The following is a 13,788-nucleotide window of genomic DNA, read 5'->3' as shown; positions in this document are numbered from 1 at the left end:
ATGAACGATTCGATGTATATCGCTGCCACCGGCATGCAGATGCAGCAGGCCAGCGTGGACACCATTGCCAACAACCTGGCCAACGTCGGCACGCCCGGCTTCAAGCGCTCGCGCGTGAGCTTCCAGGACCTGGTCTACCGCGACATGGGCGGCGCCCGCGCCGCCTCCAGCCAGGCCACCCAGGGCGCTGCGCATTCGCTGTGGCAGGGCAGCGGGGTCGGCATGGCCGGCATCGTCAAGGCCTTTGCCGGTGGCGAGCTGAAACAGACCGGCCAGGCGCTCGATTTCGCCGTGCGCGGCGACGGCTTCTTCGAAGTGACGGCAGCCGACGGCACGCCGGCCTTTACCCGCGGCGGCAGCCTGGTGGTCGACAAGGAAGGCTACCTGGCCACCAGCGACGGTTACCAGTTGCGCCCGGCCATCCAGGTCGGCAACGATGCCAGCGAGCTGTCGGTGTCGGCCGCCGGCGTGGTGACGGCCAAGCTGGCCGGCCAGAGTTCGCCCAGCGAACTGGGCCGCATTGAACTGGCGCGCTTTGCCGACACCAGCGGCCTGCAGGCCATGGGCGGCAATATGTACCGGCCCAGCGCGGCTTCCGGCGACGCCATCTACGGCGCGGCGGGCGAAGGCGGCATGGGCACGGTGGCGCAGGGCTGGCTGGAAGGCTCCAACGTCAACCTGGTGGATGAAATGGTCAGCCTGATGGTGGCGCAGCGCGCCTACGAAAGCAGCGTCAAGGTGATCCAGGCGTCGGACGAGATGCTGGCCATGAGCAACAACCTGCGCAAATAAGTCATGCGTGCGCTGCTGTGTGCGGCCGCCCTCGCGTGGCTGCCGGCGGCGCAGGGCGCCGAGCTGGCGCTGCGGGAAACGGTGATGGCCGTGCAGCCGCGCCTGCACCTGGCCGACGTGGCCGAAGTCAGCGGCGAAGGCGCCGCGGCGCTGGTTAGCCTGGACCTTGGCAGCGCGCCGCGCATCGGCTATGTGGCGCGCTGGACGCGCGCGCAATTGCAGGAACTGGTGCTGCGCCGGACCGGGCGCAGCGTGGCAGTGACAGGAGCGCAGCAGGTGCAGGTGCGCATGGCGTCGCGGCTGGTGGCTTCGGCCGAACAGCTGGCGCTGGCGATGCAGGCGGTGCAGGCCGCCTTCGGCGCCGACGGCAGCTTGCAGGCGACGCCGCTGCGCGCGCCGGCTGAAGTGGAGGCGCCGCAGGACGCGCGCCTGGCCGTGCGGCCGCTGGCGGGACGCCCGCTGGCGCCGCGCTTTGAAGTGTGGCTGGACGTGCTGTGGCAGGACGCGGTGTACCGCTCGCTGCGGGTGGAACTGGCCCTGGAGCTGCCGCGCCAGCTGTATGTCGCGCGGCGCGACCTGGCTGCAGGCGAGCTGCTGTTGCCGGCCGATTTTGAAGCCCGCCCCGGCAACGCGGCGCTGGCGGGCGGCCTGGCGGCGGACAGCTTGCCCAGCGGCGCCCGGCTGCGCCAGCCGCTGCGCGCGGGGCAGGCGCTGGCGGCGAGCCAGCTGGCGCCGGCCGGCTTCCTGCGCCGCGGCGAACGGGCCGTGCTGCGCTGGCAGAGCGGCGCGCTGCAGCTGGAGCGCGAAGGCATCGCCCTGGGCGATGCGGCGCCGGGCGAGCCGGTGCAATTGAGGATGTCGGGCGGGGCCGTGTTGGCCGGCCGCCTGCAACAGGATGGAACGGTCCAGGCGGACCTGCAGTGAAGGAGAACATGTTGCGTGCAGTCTTAAAAGGGTTGATCTGGCTGGCCATGGCCGCCAGCCTGCCGGCCATGGCCGACAGCCTGTATCGCCCGCAGAACTACCAGCCCTTGACCTCGGACCTACGTCCGCGCAAGGTGGGCGACCTGATCACGGTCATGGTCTATGAAAATTCCAGCGCCACCAGCAGCGCCGGCACCAATGCCGGCCGCAGCGCCCAGGTCGGGCTGGACGTGCGCACGCCGAACGGCCTGACGCACGGCGCCGCCATCCGCAGCCAGAACGACAGCGACGGCCATGGCACCACCCAGCGCGCCGGACGCGTGCTGGCCCAGATCACGGTCGGCATCCGCGAGATCGCCACCAACGGCGACTTGCTGGTGCAGGGCACGCAGCAGGTCGACATCAATAACGAGCGCCAGACCATCACGCTGGAGGGCAGGGTGCGCCAGCAGGACGTGTCCGACACCAATGTGGTGCTGTCGACCCGCGTGGCGGAAGCGCGCATCAGCTACGCCGGCCAGGGCGATATCTCCGAGCGCCAGCGCCCGGCCTGGTGGCAACGCCTGCTGACCCTGTTCGGAGTGTGACGTGAAGAAGTGGAGCTGGATCCTGCTGCCGCTGGCAGCACTGGCGCTGAGCCTGCCGGCCGGCGCGCAACAGGTGCGTATCAAGGACCTGGGCAAGATGGAAGGCTGGCGCGAGAACCCGCTGTCCGGCTACGGCCTGGTGACCGGCCTGGCCGGCACCGGCGATTCGCCGCGCAACAAGGCCACCCGCCAGTCGATCGCCAATATGCTGGCGCGCTTCGACCTGCAGGTGGCAGCCGACGACGTGCAGAGCCGCAACGTGGCGGCCGTGATGGTGACGGCCTCGCTGTCGCCGTTCGGCCGTCCCGGCGACGCGCTGGACGTCACCGTCACCTCGCTGGGCGATGCGCGCAGCCTGGTGGGCGGCACCCTGATGCTGGCGCCACTCAAGGGCGCCGACGGCCAGCTGTATGCGCTGGCGCAGGGCGCGCTGTCGGTGGGCGGCTACAAGTACGACATGAACGGCAACGTGATCCAGAAGAACCACCCGACGGTCGCGTCCATTCCAGGCGGCGCCACCATCGAGGCCGGCGTGCGCAGCACCATGCTGAGCGAGCGCAATACCGTGACCTTCGTGCTGGCCGAATCGGACTACACCACCGCCACCCGCGTGGCGGACGCCATCAATGCGCGCCTGGGCGCCGGCCTGGCGCAGGCCCAGGATGCCGCCGGCGTCGAAGTCAATGTGCCGCCCAGCCGCCGTTCGCGCCTGGCCGATTTCCTGGCGGCGCTGGAAAACGTGACGGTGGAACCGGACCGCCGCGCGCGCGTGGTGATCAACGAACGCACCGGCACCCTGGTAGCCGGCGGCGACGTGCGCATCGACAAGGTGGCCGTCTCGCAGGGCGAGCTGAAGGTGTCGATCGTGACCGACAACACGGTGTCGCAGCCGCTGCTGGTGAGCCGCACCGGGCCGGACGTGCAGACGGTGGCCGTCAGCAACAGCCGCGTCGACGTGAAGGAGCAGGGCGGCACCGGCTACCTGGCGCCGCGCGCCACCACGGTGGCCGAGCTGGTGGACGCGCTGGCGCGCATGCACACCAATACCCGCGACATCATTTCCATCCTGCGCGCGGTGAAGGCCGCCGGCGCGCTGCACGCCGACCTGGTCGTGCAATAAACCCGAGGAAGCCCATGGTACCGATGATTGAAGAAAGCACCACCCGCCTGCTCGGCATGGCCCTGGACGCGGCCGTGATGCGCCAGCAGGCGATCGCGCAGAACATCGCCAACGCCAACACGCCGGGCTACCAGCGCATCGGCGTCAGCTTCGAGAGCCGCGTGGCCGGCCTGATGGATGCCGCCGGCCAGGTGCGCGCGCCGTCGCTGTCCGAACTGGCGGCCTACCGTCCGCGCCTGGAAACGCTGGCGCCCAGCAATGCCAACCAGGAAGTGGCGCTGGACATGGAGCTGGCGCAGCTGTCGCAGACCACGCTGCAGCACCAGGCCTTGCTGAAGGCCTTGAACAAACACCTGTCCGTGCTGGGCACGGCCATCAACGAAGGGAAACGCTAATGAGCTACCAGGCGGCATTTCAGATCAGCGCCACCGGCATGGCAGTGGAAAAGCTGCGGCTGGACCTGACCGCGGCCAACCTGGCCAATATGAACCAGGCCGCGCCGTCGGCGGCGGCAGCCTACCAGCCGCTGCGCCTGGTGAGCCAGGCGCGCCCGCTGGCCTTTGCCCAGCAGTTCGCCCTGGCCGGCGGCGGCGCCGAAGTCAAGGCCGTGGTGCCGCAAGCCGTGGCGCCGCGCCTGGTGTACGAACCGGGCCATCCCTATGCCGATGCCAAGGGCATGGTGGCCTATCCGGGCGTCGACCACACGGCGGAAATGTTGAACGTCAACCTGGCGCTGCGCAGCTACGAAGCCAACCTGGCGGCCTTCACCGCCGCCCGCACCATGGCCGCGCGCACGCTGGAAATCGGGGGCAACCAATGAGCATCGAAGCGATCGGCGCGATCGGCGCCGTGGAAGCAGTCGAACCTGCGGCCTTGGGCGTGCCTGCCGCGCCGGTGGCGGCGCCCGGTTTCGCCGACTGGATTGCGCGTGAAGTGGGCCAGGTCGACGCCACGCTGGCGACGTCGGAAAACGACCTGCGCAGGCTGGCCACCGGCCAGGTGCAGAACCTGCACGAAGTGATGATCCACATGGAAGAAGCCAAGCTGTCCTTCCAGTTGCTGGCACAAGTACGTAACCGCTTGCTGGATGCATACCAGGAAGTGATGCGGATGCAAGTCTAGGAGTCGTAAGTGAATGGAATGATGGAAAGCTGGCGCGGCCTGGGCCGCGGCGCGCGTAACGGCATCGCGGTGGGCCTGCTGCTGATCGTGGCGGTCATGGGCGGCCTGGCATGGTGGATCTACCGCGCCGATTACCAGGTGCTGTTTGCCGACCTGTCGCCGGCCGATGCGGCGGCAATGACGGCGGAACTGGACAAGTCGAAAACCCCGTACCAGCTGGGCGGCGAAGGCCGCACCATCCTGGTGCCGCAGGACATGGTGTACAAGACCCGCCTCAAGCTGATGGGCAAGGAAGTGCCGCTGCACGGCGCGGTCGGCTTCGAAGTATTCAACAATGCCGATTTCGGCATGACCGACTTCGTGCAGAAGGTGAACTACCAGCGCGCCATCCAGGGCGAGCTGCAGCGCACCATCCTCGCCATCGACGACGTGCAGACGGCGCGCGTGCACCTGGCGGTGCCGGAGCAGGGCCTGTTCAAGCGCCAGGCGGCCAAGGCCAAGGCTTCGGTCACGGTCACCATGAAGCAGGGCCATGCCCTGGGTGCCGAGCAGGTGCTGGGCATCCAGCGCCTGGTGGCCGCCTCGGTGCCGGAACTGACCGCGGCCGACGTGACGGTGCTGGACCAGCATGGCGTGGCGCTGACGCGCGCCGGCGGCACCGACGCGGCGGAAGCAGCGGCCAGCGGCCAGCTGGACGCCAAGCGCGGCGGCGAAGACTACCTGCTGAAGAAGGTCAACCGCGTGCTGGACCAGACCTTTGGCGCCGGCACGGCTGTCGCCAGCATCGACCTCTCGCTGAACATGGACCAGAGCCGCGTTACGCTGGAGCAGGTGCTGCCGGCGCAGGCCGTGGTGCGCGAGCGCAAGGTGGTCAGCGACGCCAGCGGCGGCCAGAACGACGCCGTGGCGCGCAATCCGGGCAGCAGCACCACCGAAGCCGACTACCAGGTGGGCCGCCGCACCGAGCAGCTGAACGTGGCCAGCGGCGCGGTCAAGCGCATGACGGTGGCGGTACTGGTGCGCCAGTCGCTGAACGAAGACCAGATCGAAAAACTCAAGGAAGTGGTGGCCTCGGCCGTCGGCCTGAACCAGGAACGGGGCGATGCCCTGGTGCTGTATTCGATGCAGCAGTTCGGCAGCCTGCCGGACAGCTTGCCGACCCCGATCGCCGGCCATGCCGATGCCAGCCCGGCCGAGGCTTTGCCGGCGGCAGCTGCCGGCAAGGCAGCGGCGCCGGCCAGCCGCAACCCGATGTGGATGCTGGCAGCCCTGCTGCTGGGCGTCGCCGTGCCGGCCGCCGTCCTGCTGCTGGGCCGTCGCCGCGATGCCGATGCCGCGCCGCTGGATGATGCCGCGCGCGAGCGCCTGGTGCTGGATATCCGCAGCTGGATCGCGGCGCCTGGCGCCGGCGAGCGCCTGCCGACGGAGCAGCCATGAACGGACACAAGCAGGCCGCTGCCGCGCTGCACGGCTTGAGCACGGCCGACCAGGACAAGGTGCTGGCCGAACTGCCGCCAGCCGACCAGGACATCCTGCGCGGCTACCTGGCCGAATTGAGCGCGCTCGGTTTCGCGCGCGCTCCGGCGGTTGCCGCTGCCGCGCGGCCGGCCGCCAGCGTGCTGCGCAACGCCAGCGCCGAGGCGCTGTTTGCCGTGCTGGCGCAGGAGCCGGCCGGCCTGGTGGCGCAATTCCTGGCGCTGGAAGCCTGGCCCGCCGGCGCAGCCCTGCTGGCGCTGTTCCCGGGGCCGCAGCGCGAGCGCATCGCTGCCGCGCAGGCGGCGCAGGGGCCGGTGGCGCCTGCCGTTGCCCGCACCCTGGTGGAGCTGGTGGCCAGCCGCCTGCCGGCCGCCGCAGCGGCGCCGGGCTGGCGCGCGGCCCTGGCAAAGGTATTCCGATGAACCCGATAATCCGCGCCGCTGCCGTTGCTGCCCGCCCGCGCCGCCTGCGCGCGCCTGGCGCGCCGCACCTGGTGGCGCCTGCCGCCGACCCGCACGGTGCCGAGCCGCACAGCGCCGAAGCCAGCGCCCACGCTGCGCCCGTCGCGCAAGAGCGCAGCCCGGCCGCATCGCCGGTCGCCGCCGCGCCGCAAGAACACCGTCCCGCCACCTCGCCAGCGCCCGCGGCCAGCCCGGCTGCTGCCGTGCTGCCGGACGCCGTGCTGGCGCAAGCCATCGCCGCGGAAAGCGCACGCCTGCGCGCCGCATTGCAGGCCGAGCAGCAAGCCTGGATCGCCGCCGCCGAACAGGCCCAGCGCGACTGGCTGGCGCAGGCCGAAGCCCAGCGCAGCGCCTGGCGCGAACAGGCCGAACAGGAATTGCGCGCCGCCTATGGCGAAGCCGAACGGCGCGGCCTGGAAGACGGTGCCGCCCAGGCGCAGCGCGTGGCCGAAGACCTGGTGCAAGCCCAGGTGGCGCGCCTGCAGGCCGCCGCCGCCGCACTGCTGCAAGCCCAGGGCACGCTGGCGCCTTCGCTGCAGGAAGACGCCGTGGAACTGGCCTTCACCATCGTCTGCCGCGTGCTGGGCGAGCAGGCTGCCACGCGCGCCGGCATCCACGCCATGCTGCAGGTGCAGCTGGCCGCGCTGCGCGAACGGCGCGACCTGACGGTGCGCCTGCACCCGGCCGACTGCGCCCTGATGGCGGCCGCCGAAGTGGACGGCGGCGCCGCGCTGCGCTACGTGCCGGACGCCGGCATCGAGCTGGGCGGCTGCCTGATCGACAGCCCGGCCGGCACCCTCGACGCGCGCCTTGAATTCCAGCTTGGCCAGTTGCGCCAGGCGCTGGCAGCGGCGCGCGCAGGAGAAGCCTGATGCGCGCGTACCTGGACGCCGCCCGCGATGTGCCGCTGACTTCGCGTCTCGGCACGGTGGCTGCCATTGCCGGCTACAGCCTGGAAGCGCTCGGCCCCGACGTCACCATCGGCGAAGTGTGCGAGATCACGCCGCAGGATGCGCCGCCGCTGGCGGCCGAAGCGGTCGGCCTGCAGCGCGGCCGCGTGGTGCTGATGCCCTACGGCGCGCTGCGCGGAGTGGGTATCGGCGACACCGTGCGCGCTACCGGCGTGCAGGCCGGCATGCCGGTCGGCCCGGCGCTCTTGGGGCGCGTGATCGATGCCTTCGGCCAGCCGCTGGACGGCGGCGCCGTGCCGCAGACCACGGAGCAGCGCCCGCTGCAGGCGCCGCCCATGAATCCCTTGAGCCGGCCGCGCATCGACAAGGTGCTGGAAACCGGGGTGCGCGCCATCGACGGCCTGCTGCCGCTGGGACGCGGCCAGCGCATCGGCATCTTTGCCGGCAGCGGCGTCGGCAAGAGCACCTTGCTGGGCATGCTGGCGCGCGACGTGCAGGCCGACATCAACGTGATCGCCCTGATCGGCGAACGCGGGCGCGAAGTGCGCGAATTCGTGGAAAAGCACCTGGGCCCCGAAGGCCTGAAAAAAAGCGTGGTGCTGGTGGCCACCTCCGACCAGCCGGCGCTGGCGCGCACCCGCGCCGCCCAGGCCGCAACGGTGGTGGCCGAGTACTTCCGCGACCAGGGCAAGCAGGTGCTCTTGATGATGGATTCGATCACGCGCTTTGCCATGGCGCGGCGCGAGATCGGCCTGGCGGCGGGCGAGCCGCCCACCGCGCGCGGCTACACGCCGTCGGTGTTTGCCGACATCCCGGCGCTGTGCGAGCGCTGCGGCACCGCTGCCAGCGGCGGTTCGATCACTGCGCTGTACACCGTGCTGGTGGAGGGCGACGACTTCAACGAGCCGATCTCCGACATCGTGCGCGCCACGCTGGACGGCCACGTGATGCTGTCGCGCGAGCTGGCGCACGAAGGCCATTTCCCGGCCATCGACGTGCTGCAAAGCACCAGCCGCCTGGCCGGCGACCTGGCCACGCGCGAGGAACTGGCCCTGATGGGCAGCGTGGTCGAACAGCTGGCCACCTACCAGCGCAACCGCCAGATGGTGGACATGGGCGCCTACCGCGCCGGCAGCAATGCCGCCATCGACCGCGCGCTGCACGCCTATCCGGCGCTGCGCACGGTGCTATGCCAGAGCGTGCACGAATCGAGCCCGCGCGCCGATGCGCTGGCGCGGCTGCGGCGTGCCATCGGAGCGGCGCCATGAGCGGGCGCGGACGCTTCCGTTATCCGCTGGAGCCGGCGCGCCTGCTGCGCGAATGGGCGCTGGACGAGGCGCGCCAGGCGCTGGCGGAACAGAATGCGCTGTTGGCCGAAGCCGAGGCGGTCGCCGGCGGCGCCCAGGCGCGCCTGGCCGACGGCTGTGCGCAATGGGCGGCCATCAGCGGCTCCGGCCAGTTGCTGGCGGCGCAGCAATGCCTGCAGCATGGGCGCTACCTGGCGTCGCTGGCGCAGTCGGCGCAGGCGGCCAGCCGTGCGCTGGCCGAGCGGCAGGATGCGCATGCCGAACAGGTGGCGCAGCTGGCGGGCGCGCGGCGCGCGCTGGATGGCCTGGAAAAGCACCGCAGCGAACTGCGGCGCGAATTCGTGCGCGCACGGCTGCAGGCGCAGGCGCGCGAGACCGATGATTTGTGGGGCGTATTGCAGGCGGGGAGGGATGGCGATGGCAATTGAGCTGGAAGCGACGGCGGCTGGCGGCGTGCCGCAGCGCCTGAACCGGCAAAACGCGCAGGCACGCCAGGAACGCTGGCTGGCGCAATTGCAGGATGCGCTGTTCGCTGGCGGCGGCGCGCATGCGCCGGGCCAGCATGCCGGCAAGGCGCCGCAGGAGGGCACGCAGGGCCAGCACGAGGCGCAGCGCGGCGAACCGGCGGAGCTAGCTGAAAATCCGGCGTCCGGCCGCAAGGCAGGGCAGGCCGCAGCGCGCCAGGCGGGCGGCAGCGGGACGCCGGCGGCTGGCCTGCCAATGGATGATGGGCCAGCCAGCGCCGCGCCTGGCGGCCAAGCAGCCGTTGCCGGCATGGCGGCAGCCGGCGCCAGGCCAGGCATTGCGGACGCTGCGGCCCCGGCGGCTGGCGGGGCTGCCGCACCGCTGCCTGGCCTGGCCGCCGCGCGCGCCGGCATCGGCTTCGCAGCCGGCGCACTGGCACAGGACGGCAACAGCGCAGCGGAGCAGCCGCAGGGCGCGGCCGAAGCGCAGCCGGAGCCGGGACAGCCGGCCGCCGCGCCGCAGGAAGATTACGCGCCGCGCCTGCTGCGCCTGGCGCCGCAGGGCCAGGGCATGCAAGCCTGGCTGCGCGATGCCAGCCTGCGGCCGGGCCAGGTAGCGGCCGTGGCGGCGGCCCTGGCCGGCGAACTGGCAGCCCAGGGCCAGCCGCTGGCCGCCCTCAGCATCAACGGCAAGCGCCTGCCGGACGGCGCCCTGCGCGCCGCCAGCGAGCATGCGCGCCGCAACGCATTCAACGCATATACCGCCGCGGCGCAGCTGCCGCCGGTCCACAACGGGAAAGGATAGGACATGACCATCAGTAGCGCATCGGCCGTCAGCAGCAGCGCGCGCGGCACCTCCAATTCGGCCAACGTCAGCATCGAGGACTTCCTGAAGATCCTGACCGCCCAGCTGAACAACCAGGACCCGCTGAAGCCGGTCGACAACCAGGAATTCGTGGCGCAGATCGCCCAGTTCGCCAATCTGGAACAGACCCGCCAGCTCAACGAAAAGCTGGACGGCATGCTGTCCAACCAGGCGTCGACCCAGGCCCTGGGCCTGCTGGGCAAGACGGTCGACATCAACGTCAACGGCGCGCCGTTTACCGGCACCGTGTCGGCGCTGTCGCTGGCCAGCGGCCAGCCGCTGATGACAGTCACTGCTGGCGCCCGCTCGCAGTCCAATATCAACCTGTCGCAGATCATCAATATCCGCTAAGGGGGCAGCATGTTCGAATCGATCACTATCGGCACTTCCGCCTTGCTGGGCCACGAAAAAGGCTTGCGCACGGTCGGCAACAACCTGGCCAACGTCAACACGGCCGGCTTCAAGTCCTCGCAGCTGGGCTTTACCGCCCTGTTCGACCAGCAGGCCGGCGGCGGCCAGGGCGCTGCCGGCAGCCACGCCGGCAGCGGCGGCAGCGGCATGGCGGTCGGCGGCACGGTGGTCAATTTCCAGGCCGGCCAGGACCAGTCGACCGGCAACCCGACCGACCTGCGCATCAACGGCAACGGCTTCTTCGTCATCAAGCGCGACAACGAATACCTGTACACCCGTGCCGGCGACTTCTCGTTCAACGACAAGGGCGCCCTGGTCAACTCGGCCGGCGATGCGGTGCAGGCCATGGGCGAGGGCGGGGCGCTGTCCGACCTGGTGCTGGACAAGCAGCTGCGCAGCCCGGCCAAGGCTACCACCACCCTCAAGTTCGCCGGCGTGATCCCGTCGCCGGCAGCCGGCAGCACGGCGGCGCTGGCCGACGTCACCGTGCCCAGCATCACCGCGGTGGACGCCAGTGGCAACAGCCATAGCCTGAGCATGAAGATCCACTACAACGGCAACAGCGAGTATGCGCTGACCATCAGCGAAGGCGCCACCACGGTGGGCACCGGCACGCTGAAGTTTGCCGGCGCCTACCCGGTGCCGGGCTTTAATGCGGTGACGGTGGACTGGACCCCGGCCGGCCTGGCGGCCACCAGCCTGAAGTTCGACTTCGCCAGCGACGTGATGGCGCAGCCCGGCGCTTCCTCCATCGCCTTCGCCAGCCAGGACGGCTATGCGGCCGGTTCCAAGTCGGACCAGGCCATCGGCAGCGACGGCCTGGTGACCATCAAGTACAGCAACGGCCAGAGCAGCACCGGGCCGCGCCTGGCGCTGGCCGACTTCGACAGCGTGCGCGACCTGAGCGAAGCGGGCGGCAGCGCCTTCCGCCGCAACGCCGACGTGGTGGCCAGCTATGGCTATGCCGGCAGCGCCACCTTCGGCAAGCTGCAGGCCGGCCACCGCGAAGGTTCCAACGTCGACCTGGCCGAGGAATTTTCCAACCTGATCCTGATGCAGCGCGGCTACCAGGCCGCCTCGCACGTGGTCAGCACGGCCAACGAAATGATCCAGCAACTGTTTGAAATGAAGCGCTGATGCACACCAGGCCTTACATCTTATTGAGCGACAGCCGCCTGGCGGCTTTGCGCGCAGCGCTGGAAGCGGCGCTGCGTCCATGGCAGCAGGCCTGGGGCCTGGCGCCCGAGCGCATCGAGTGCGTGGCGCTGCGGTCCGGCGCTGCCGCGCTGTGGACGCCGCGCGCCGCCTTCGAAGGCGCTGGCGCAGCGCGGGCCTGGCTGGCCTGGCCGGATGAACTGGGCGGCGCGCTGGAGCGCGCGCTGTGCGGCGCGGCGCCGGGCACCGGCCTGGCGCAGGCGCTGGCCGGGCGCGCGCAGGAAGCCCTGCTGCAGGCGCTGGGGACGGCGCTGCCCTCAGGCCAGCGCGTCGGCGCTCTGGCGCCCGCGCGCGAACTGTATGCGGCCGGCTCCGGCGCGGCCCTGGTGCAGCTGCACTTCGGCCGCCAGGCGCTGGCCATCCTGCTCGATCATGCCGCCGTGGCTGCCCTGGCCCCTGCCGCCGCGGCCGCCCTGGCGCCGCTGCCGCCCTGCGAGCTGCAGGCGGCAGTCGGCGCTGCCACGCTGGCGCTGCCGGTGCAGCTGGGCAGCATTGCGCTCGACCTGGCCGACCTGATGGCGGTGCGCGTGGGCGACGTGATCCGCCTCGGCCGCAGCGCCGAGCAGCCGCTGCCCGTGCTGGCCCCGGATGGCGCCAGCATCCTGTTCCACGCCCACCTTGGCAAGGTGGGCCGGGCCTTCGCGGTGCAAGCCGCGCCGGCCCCTGTTTAATTTTCAAGGAAAATCGTAATGAGCAGTCATGCAAGCGGCCAGGCCGCATCCGTTGAACTGGCCGAGCGCGTCGAGCTGGCCGAACTGCGCGGCCATGGTGGCGGCGCCCCGCTGGCGCTGGGCCAGGGCGCTTTGCTGCAAGGGGTGCAGGTTGGCCTGTCGGTGCAGGTCGGGCAGGCCCAGGCCAGCCTGGCGCAGCTGATGGAGCTGCAGGCCGGCGCCGTGTTCACGCTGGACCGTGCGGTCGATGCGCCGCTCGACCTGGTGGTCAACGGCCAGGTGGTGGGGCGCGGCGAGCTGGTGGTGGTGGGCGACCAGTTCGGCGTGCGGGTAACGGAAGTGGCGCCGCGCAGCCATGGCTGAAGCAGTTGCCGCATCGGCCAGCGCCATTAGCAGCGCGCCGGCCATTCCCTTCAAGCAGGACACGCCGCTGGGCGCCGCGCCGCTCGGCGGCGGCGCCGTGGCGGTGCTGCTGCTGTCGCTGCTGGTGATCGTTGCCGTGCTGTTCCTGCGGCGCCGCCTGCCGCAGGCGGGCGGCGGCAGCGGGGGCCGCCTGCTGCGCGTGCTGGAACGCCAGCCGCTGGGTCCGCGCGCCCAGCTGGTGGTGGTGGAATTCGAGGGCCAGCGCCTGCTGCTGGCGCATACCGAGCACGGCGTGGCGCAGGTGGCGGCGGCTGCCGCGCCGGCAGCCGTAGCGCCGGAGGCGCCATGATGCGCCGCCTGTGCCAGGCCGGCGCCGTGCTGGCGCTGCTGCTGTGGGTAGGCGTGGCCTGGGCCGCGCCGGACAGCGCACCGGCCATCCAGCTCAACCTGGGCGGGGCCGGCCGCGCCGACACCTCGGCGGCTGTGCGCATCCTGCTTGGCCTGACCGTGCTGTCGCTGGCGCCGGCCATCCTGATGTCGATGACTTCCTTCATCCGCATCGTGATCGTGCTGTCGATGCTGCGCCATGCGCTGGGCATGCAGGAGACGCCGCCCAATGCCGTGATCATCAGCCTGTCGCTGTTCCTGACCATGTTCACCATGGCGCCGGCGCTGCAGCAGGCCAATACCCAGGCCCTGCAGCCCTATGTGGCCGGCAAGCTCACTGCTGAAAAGGCCATCCCCAAGGCGCTGGCGCCGCTGCGCGAGTTCATGGTGCGCCAGACGCGCGAAGCGGACCTGGCGCTGATGGTGGAACTGGCGCACGCCGAACGCCCGGCCAGCATGGAAGACATCAGCATGCTGCAGCTGATCCCTGCCTTCATGCTGTCCGAGCTGCGCGCTGCCTTCCAGATCGGCTTCGTGATCTTCCTGCCGTTCCTGCTGGTGGACCTGGTGGTGTCGTCGGCGCTGATGGCGCTGGGCATGATGATGGTGCCGCCGGCCTCGATCTCGCTGCCGGTGAAGATCCTGCTGTTCGTGCTGATGGACGGCTGGAATCTGGTGGTGCGTGCCCTGCTGGGTACTTTCGTCTGAGGCC

General features: G+C 70.9%; 19 protein-coding genes. All 19 read left to right on the top strand.

All coding sequences use genetic code 11. The features are described from left to right. From flgG to fliP, 19 genes are read left to right on the top strand one after another with little or no spacing between them, the layout of a single operon-like run. A complete protein-coding gene (gene flgG / locus ACN9MZ_RS28070) occupies positions 1 to 792 on the top strand; it encodes a flagellar basal-body rod protein FlgG (protein ID WP_426340069.1) in 792 nt (263 codons plus the stop codon). A gap of 3 nt (positions 793 to 795) precedes the next feature. Continuing rightward, a complete protein-coding gene (gene flgA / locus ACN9MZ_RS28065; RefSeq protein ID WP_426340068.1) occupies positions 796 to 1,716 on the top strand; it encodes a flagellar basal body P-ring formation chaperone FlgA in 921 nt (306 codons plus the stop codon). Between the two features lie 8 nt (positions 1,717 to 1,724). Then, positions 1,725 to 2,303, top strand: a complete 579-nt coding sequence (locus ACN9MZ_RS28060; RefSeq protein WP_426340067.1) for a flagellar basal body L-ring protein FlgH — start codon at positions 1,725 to 1,727, stop codon at positions 2,301 to 2,303. A 1-nt stretch (position 2,304) separates the two neighbouring features. Then, on the top strand, positions 2,305 to 3,423 hold the full coding sequence (locus ACN9MZ_RS28055; protein WP_426340066.1) for a flagellar basal body P-ring protein FlgI: 1,119 nt from the start codon (positions 2,305 to 2,307) through the stop codon (positions 3,421 to 3,423). 14 nt (positions 3,424 to 3,437) lie between these two features. Further along, positions 3,438 to 3,818, top strand: coding sequence for a flagellar basal body rod protein FlgB (locus tag ACN9MZ_RS28050; protein ID WP_426165644.1), 381 nt, complete (start codon positions 3,438 to 3,440; stop codon positions 3,816 to 3,818). After that, the gene (gene flgC, locus ACN9MZ_RS28045) at positions 3,818 to 4,243 is read left to right on the top strand and encodes a flagellar basal body rod protein FlgC (RefSeq protein ID WP_426165642.1); all 426 of its coding nucleotides are present in this window, start codon (positions 3,818 to 3,820) and stop codon (positions 4,241 to 4,243) included. Before ACN9MZ_RS28050 ends, flgC begins: the two co-directional genes overlap by 1 nt. Then, a complete protein-coding gene (fliE, locus tag ACN9MZ_RS28040; protein WP_426340065.1) occupies positions 4,240 to 4,545 on the top strand; it encodes a flagellar hook-basal body complex protein FliE in 306 nt (101 codons plus the stop codon). The genes flgC and fliE overlap by 4 nt, the downstream gene beginning before the upstream one ends. A gap of 18 nt (positions 4,546 to 4,563) precedes the next feature. Further along, positions 4,564 to 5,982: a flagellar basal-body MS-ring/collar protein FliF gene (gene fliF, locus ACN9MZ_RS28035; RefSeq protein WP_426342967.1), complete on the top strand. Its 1,419-nt coding sequence runs from the start codon at positions 4,564 to 4,566 to the stop codon at positions 5,980 to 5,982. After that, positions 5,979 to 6,443, top strand: a complete 465-nt coding sequence (locus ACN9MZ_RS28030; RefSeq protein WP_426340064.1) for a hypothetical protein — start codon at positions 5,979 to 5,981, stop codon at positions 6,441 to 6,443. Before fliF ends, ACN9MZ_RS28030 begins: the two co-directional genes overlap by 4 nt. Continuing rightward, a complete protein-coding gene (locus tag ACN9MZ_RS28025; protein ID WP_426340063.1) occupies positions 6,440 to 7,354 on the top strand; it encodes a FliH/SctL family protein in 915 nt (304 codons plus the stop codon). The genes ACN9MZ_RS28030 and ACN9MZ_RS28025 overlap by 4 nt, the downstream gene beginning before the upstream one ends. Next, the gene (locus ACN9MZ_RS28020) at positions 7,354 to 8,661 is read left to right on the top strand and encodes a FliI/YscN family ATPase (protein ID WP_426340062.1); all 1,308 of its coding nucleotides are present in this window, start codon (positions 7,354 to 7,356) and stop codon (positions 8,659 to 8,661) included. The genes ACN9MZ_RS28025 and ACN9MZ_RS28020 overlap by 1 nt, the downstream gene beginning before the upstream one ends. Continuing rightward, on the top strand, positions 8,658 to 9,128 hold the full coding sequence (locus ACN9MZ_RS28015; RefSeq protein ID WP_426165632.1) for a hypothetical protein: 471 nt from the start codon (positions 8,658 to 8,660) through the stop codon (positions 9,126 to 9,128). The genes ACN9MZ_RS28020 and ACN9MZ_RS28015 overlap by 4 nt, the downstream gene beginning before the upstream one ends. After that, complete coding sequence (locus ACN9MZ_RS28010) at positions 9,112 to 9,969, top strand: hypothetical protein (RefSeq protein WP_426340061.1); 858 nt, start codon at positions 9,112 to 9,114, stop codon at positions 9,967 to 9,969. The genes ACN9MZ_RS28015 and ACN9MZ_RS28010 overlap by 17 nt, the downstream gene beginning before the upstream one ends. Before the next feature lie 3 nt (positions 9,970 to 9,972). Beyond that, entirely contained in the window at positions 9,973 to 10,380 is a 408-nt protein-coding gene (locus tag ACN9MZ_RS28005) for a flagellar hook assembly protein FlgD (RefSeq protein ID WP_426165628.1), read from the top strand. 9 nt (positions 10,381 to 10,389) lie between these two features. Next, positions 10,390 to 11,577 (top strand): flagellar hook protein FlgE, encoded by a 1,188-nt coding sequence (locus ACN9MZ_RS28000; RefSeq protein WP_426340060.1) that lies wholly within the window; start codon positions 10,390 to 10,392, stop codon positions 11,575 to 11,577. After that, positions 11,577 to 12,326 carry a FliM/FliN family flagellar motor C-terminal domain-containing protein gene (locus ACN9MZ_RS27995; protein ID WP_426340059.1) on the top strand — a complete coding sequence of 250 codons (750 nt, stop codon included), beginning with the start codon at positions 11,577 to 11,579 and terminating at the stop codon, positions 12,324 to 12,326. The genes ACN9MZ_RS28000 and ACN9MZ_RS27995 overlap by 1 nt, the downstream gene beginning before the upstream one ends. A gap of 18 nt (positions 12,327 to 12,344) precedes the next feature. Continuing rightward, positions 12,345 to 12,689 (top strand): FliM/FliN family flagellar motor switch protein, encoded by a 345-nt coding sequence (locus ACN9MZ_RS27990; RefSeq protein ID WP_426340058.1) that lies wholly within the window; start codon positions 12,345 to 12,347, stop codon positions 12,687 to 12,689. Continuing rightward, complete coding sequence (locus ACN9MZ_RS27985) at positions 12,682 to 13,038, top strand: flagellar biosynthetic protein FliO (RefSeq protein ID WP_426340057.1); 357 nt, start codon at positions 12,682 to 12,684, stop codon at positions 13,036 to 13,038. Before ACN9MZ_RS27990 ends, ACN9MZ_RS27985 begins: the two co-directional genes overlap by 8 nt. Next, positions 13,035 to 13,784 (top strand): flagellar type III secretion system pore protein FliP, encoded by a 750-nt coding sequence (gene fliP, locus ACN9MZ_RS27980; protein ID WP_426340056.1) that lies wholly within the window; start codon positions 13,035 to 13,037, stop codon positions 13,782 to 13,784. Before ACN9MZ_RS27985 ends, fliP begins: the two co-directional genes overlap by 4 nt. Positions 13,785 to 13,788: the final 4 nt, after the last annotated feature.

Source organism: Pseudoduganella sp. S-14 (assembly GCF_049913285.1).
Taxonomy (GTDB): domain Bacteria; phylum Pseudomonadota; class Gammaproteobacteria; order Burkholderiales; family Burkholderiaceae_D; genus Rugamonas.
This window is presented reverse-complemented; position numbering and strand designations above follow the sequence as displayed.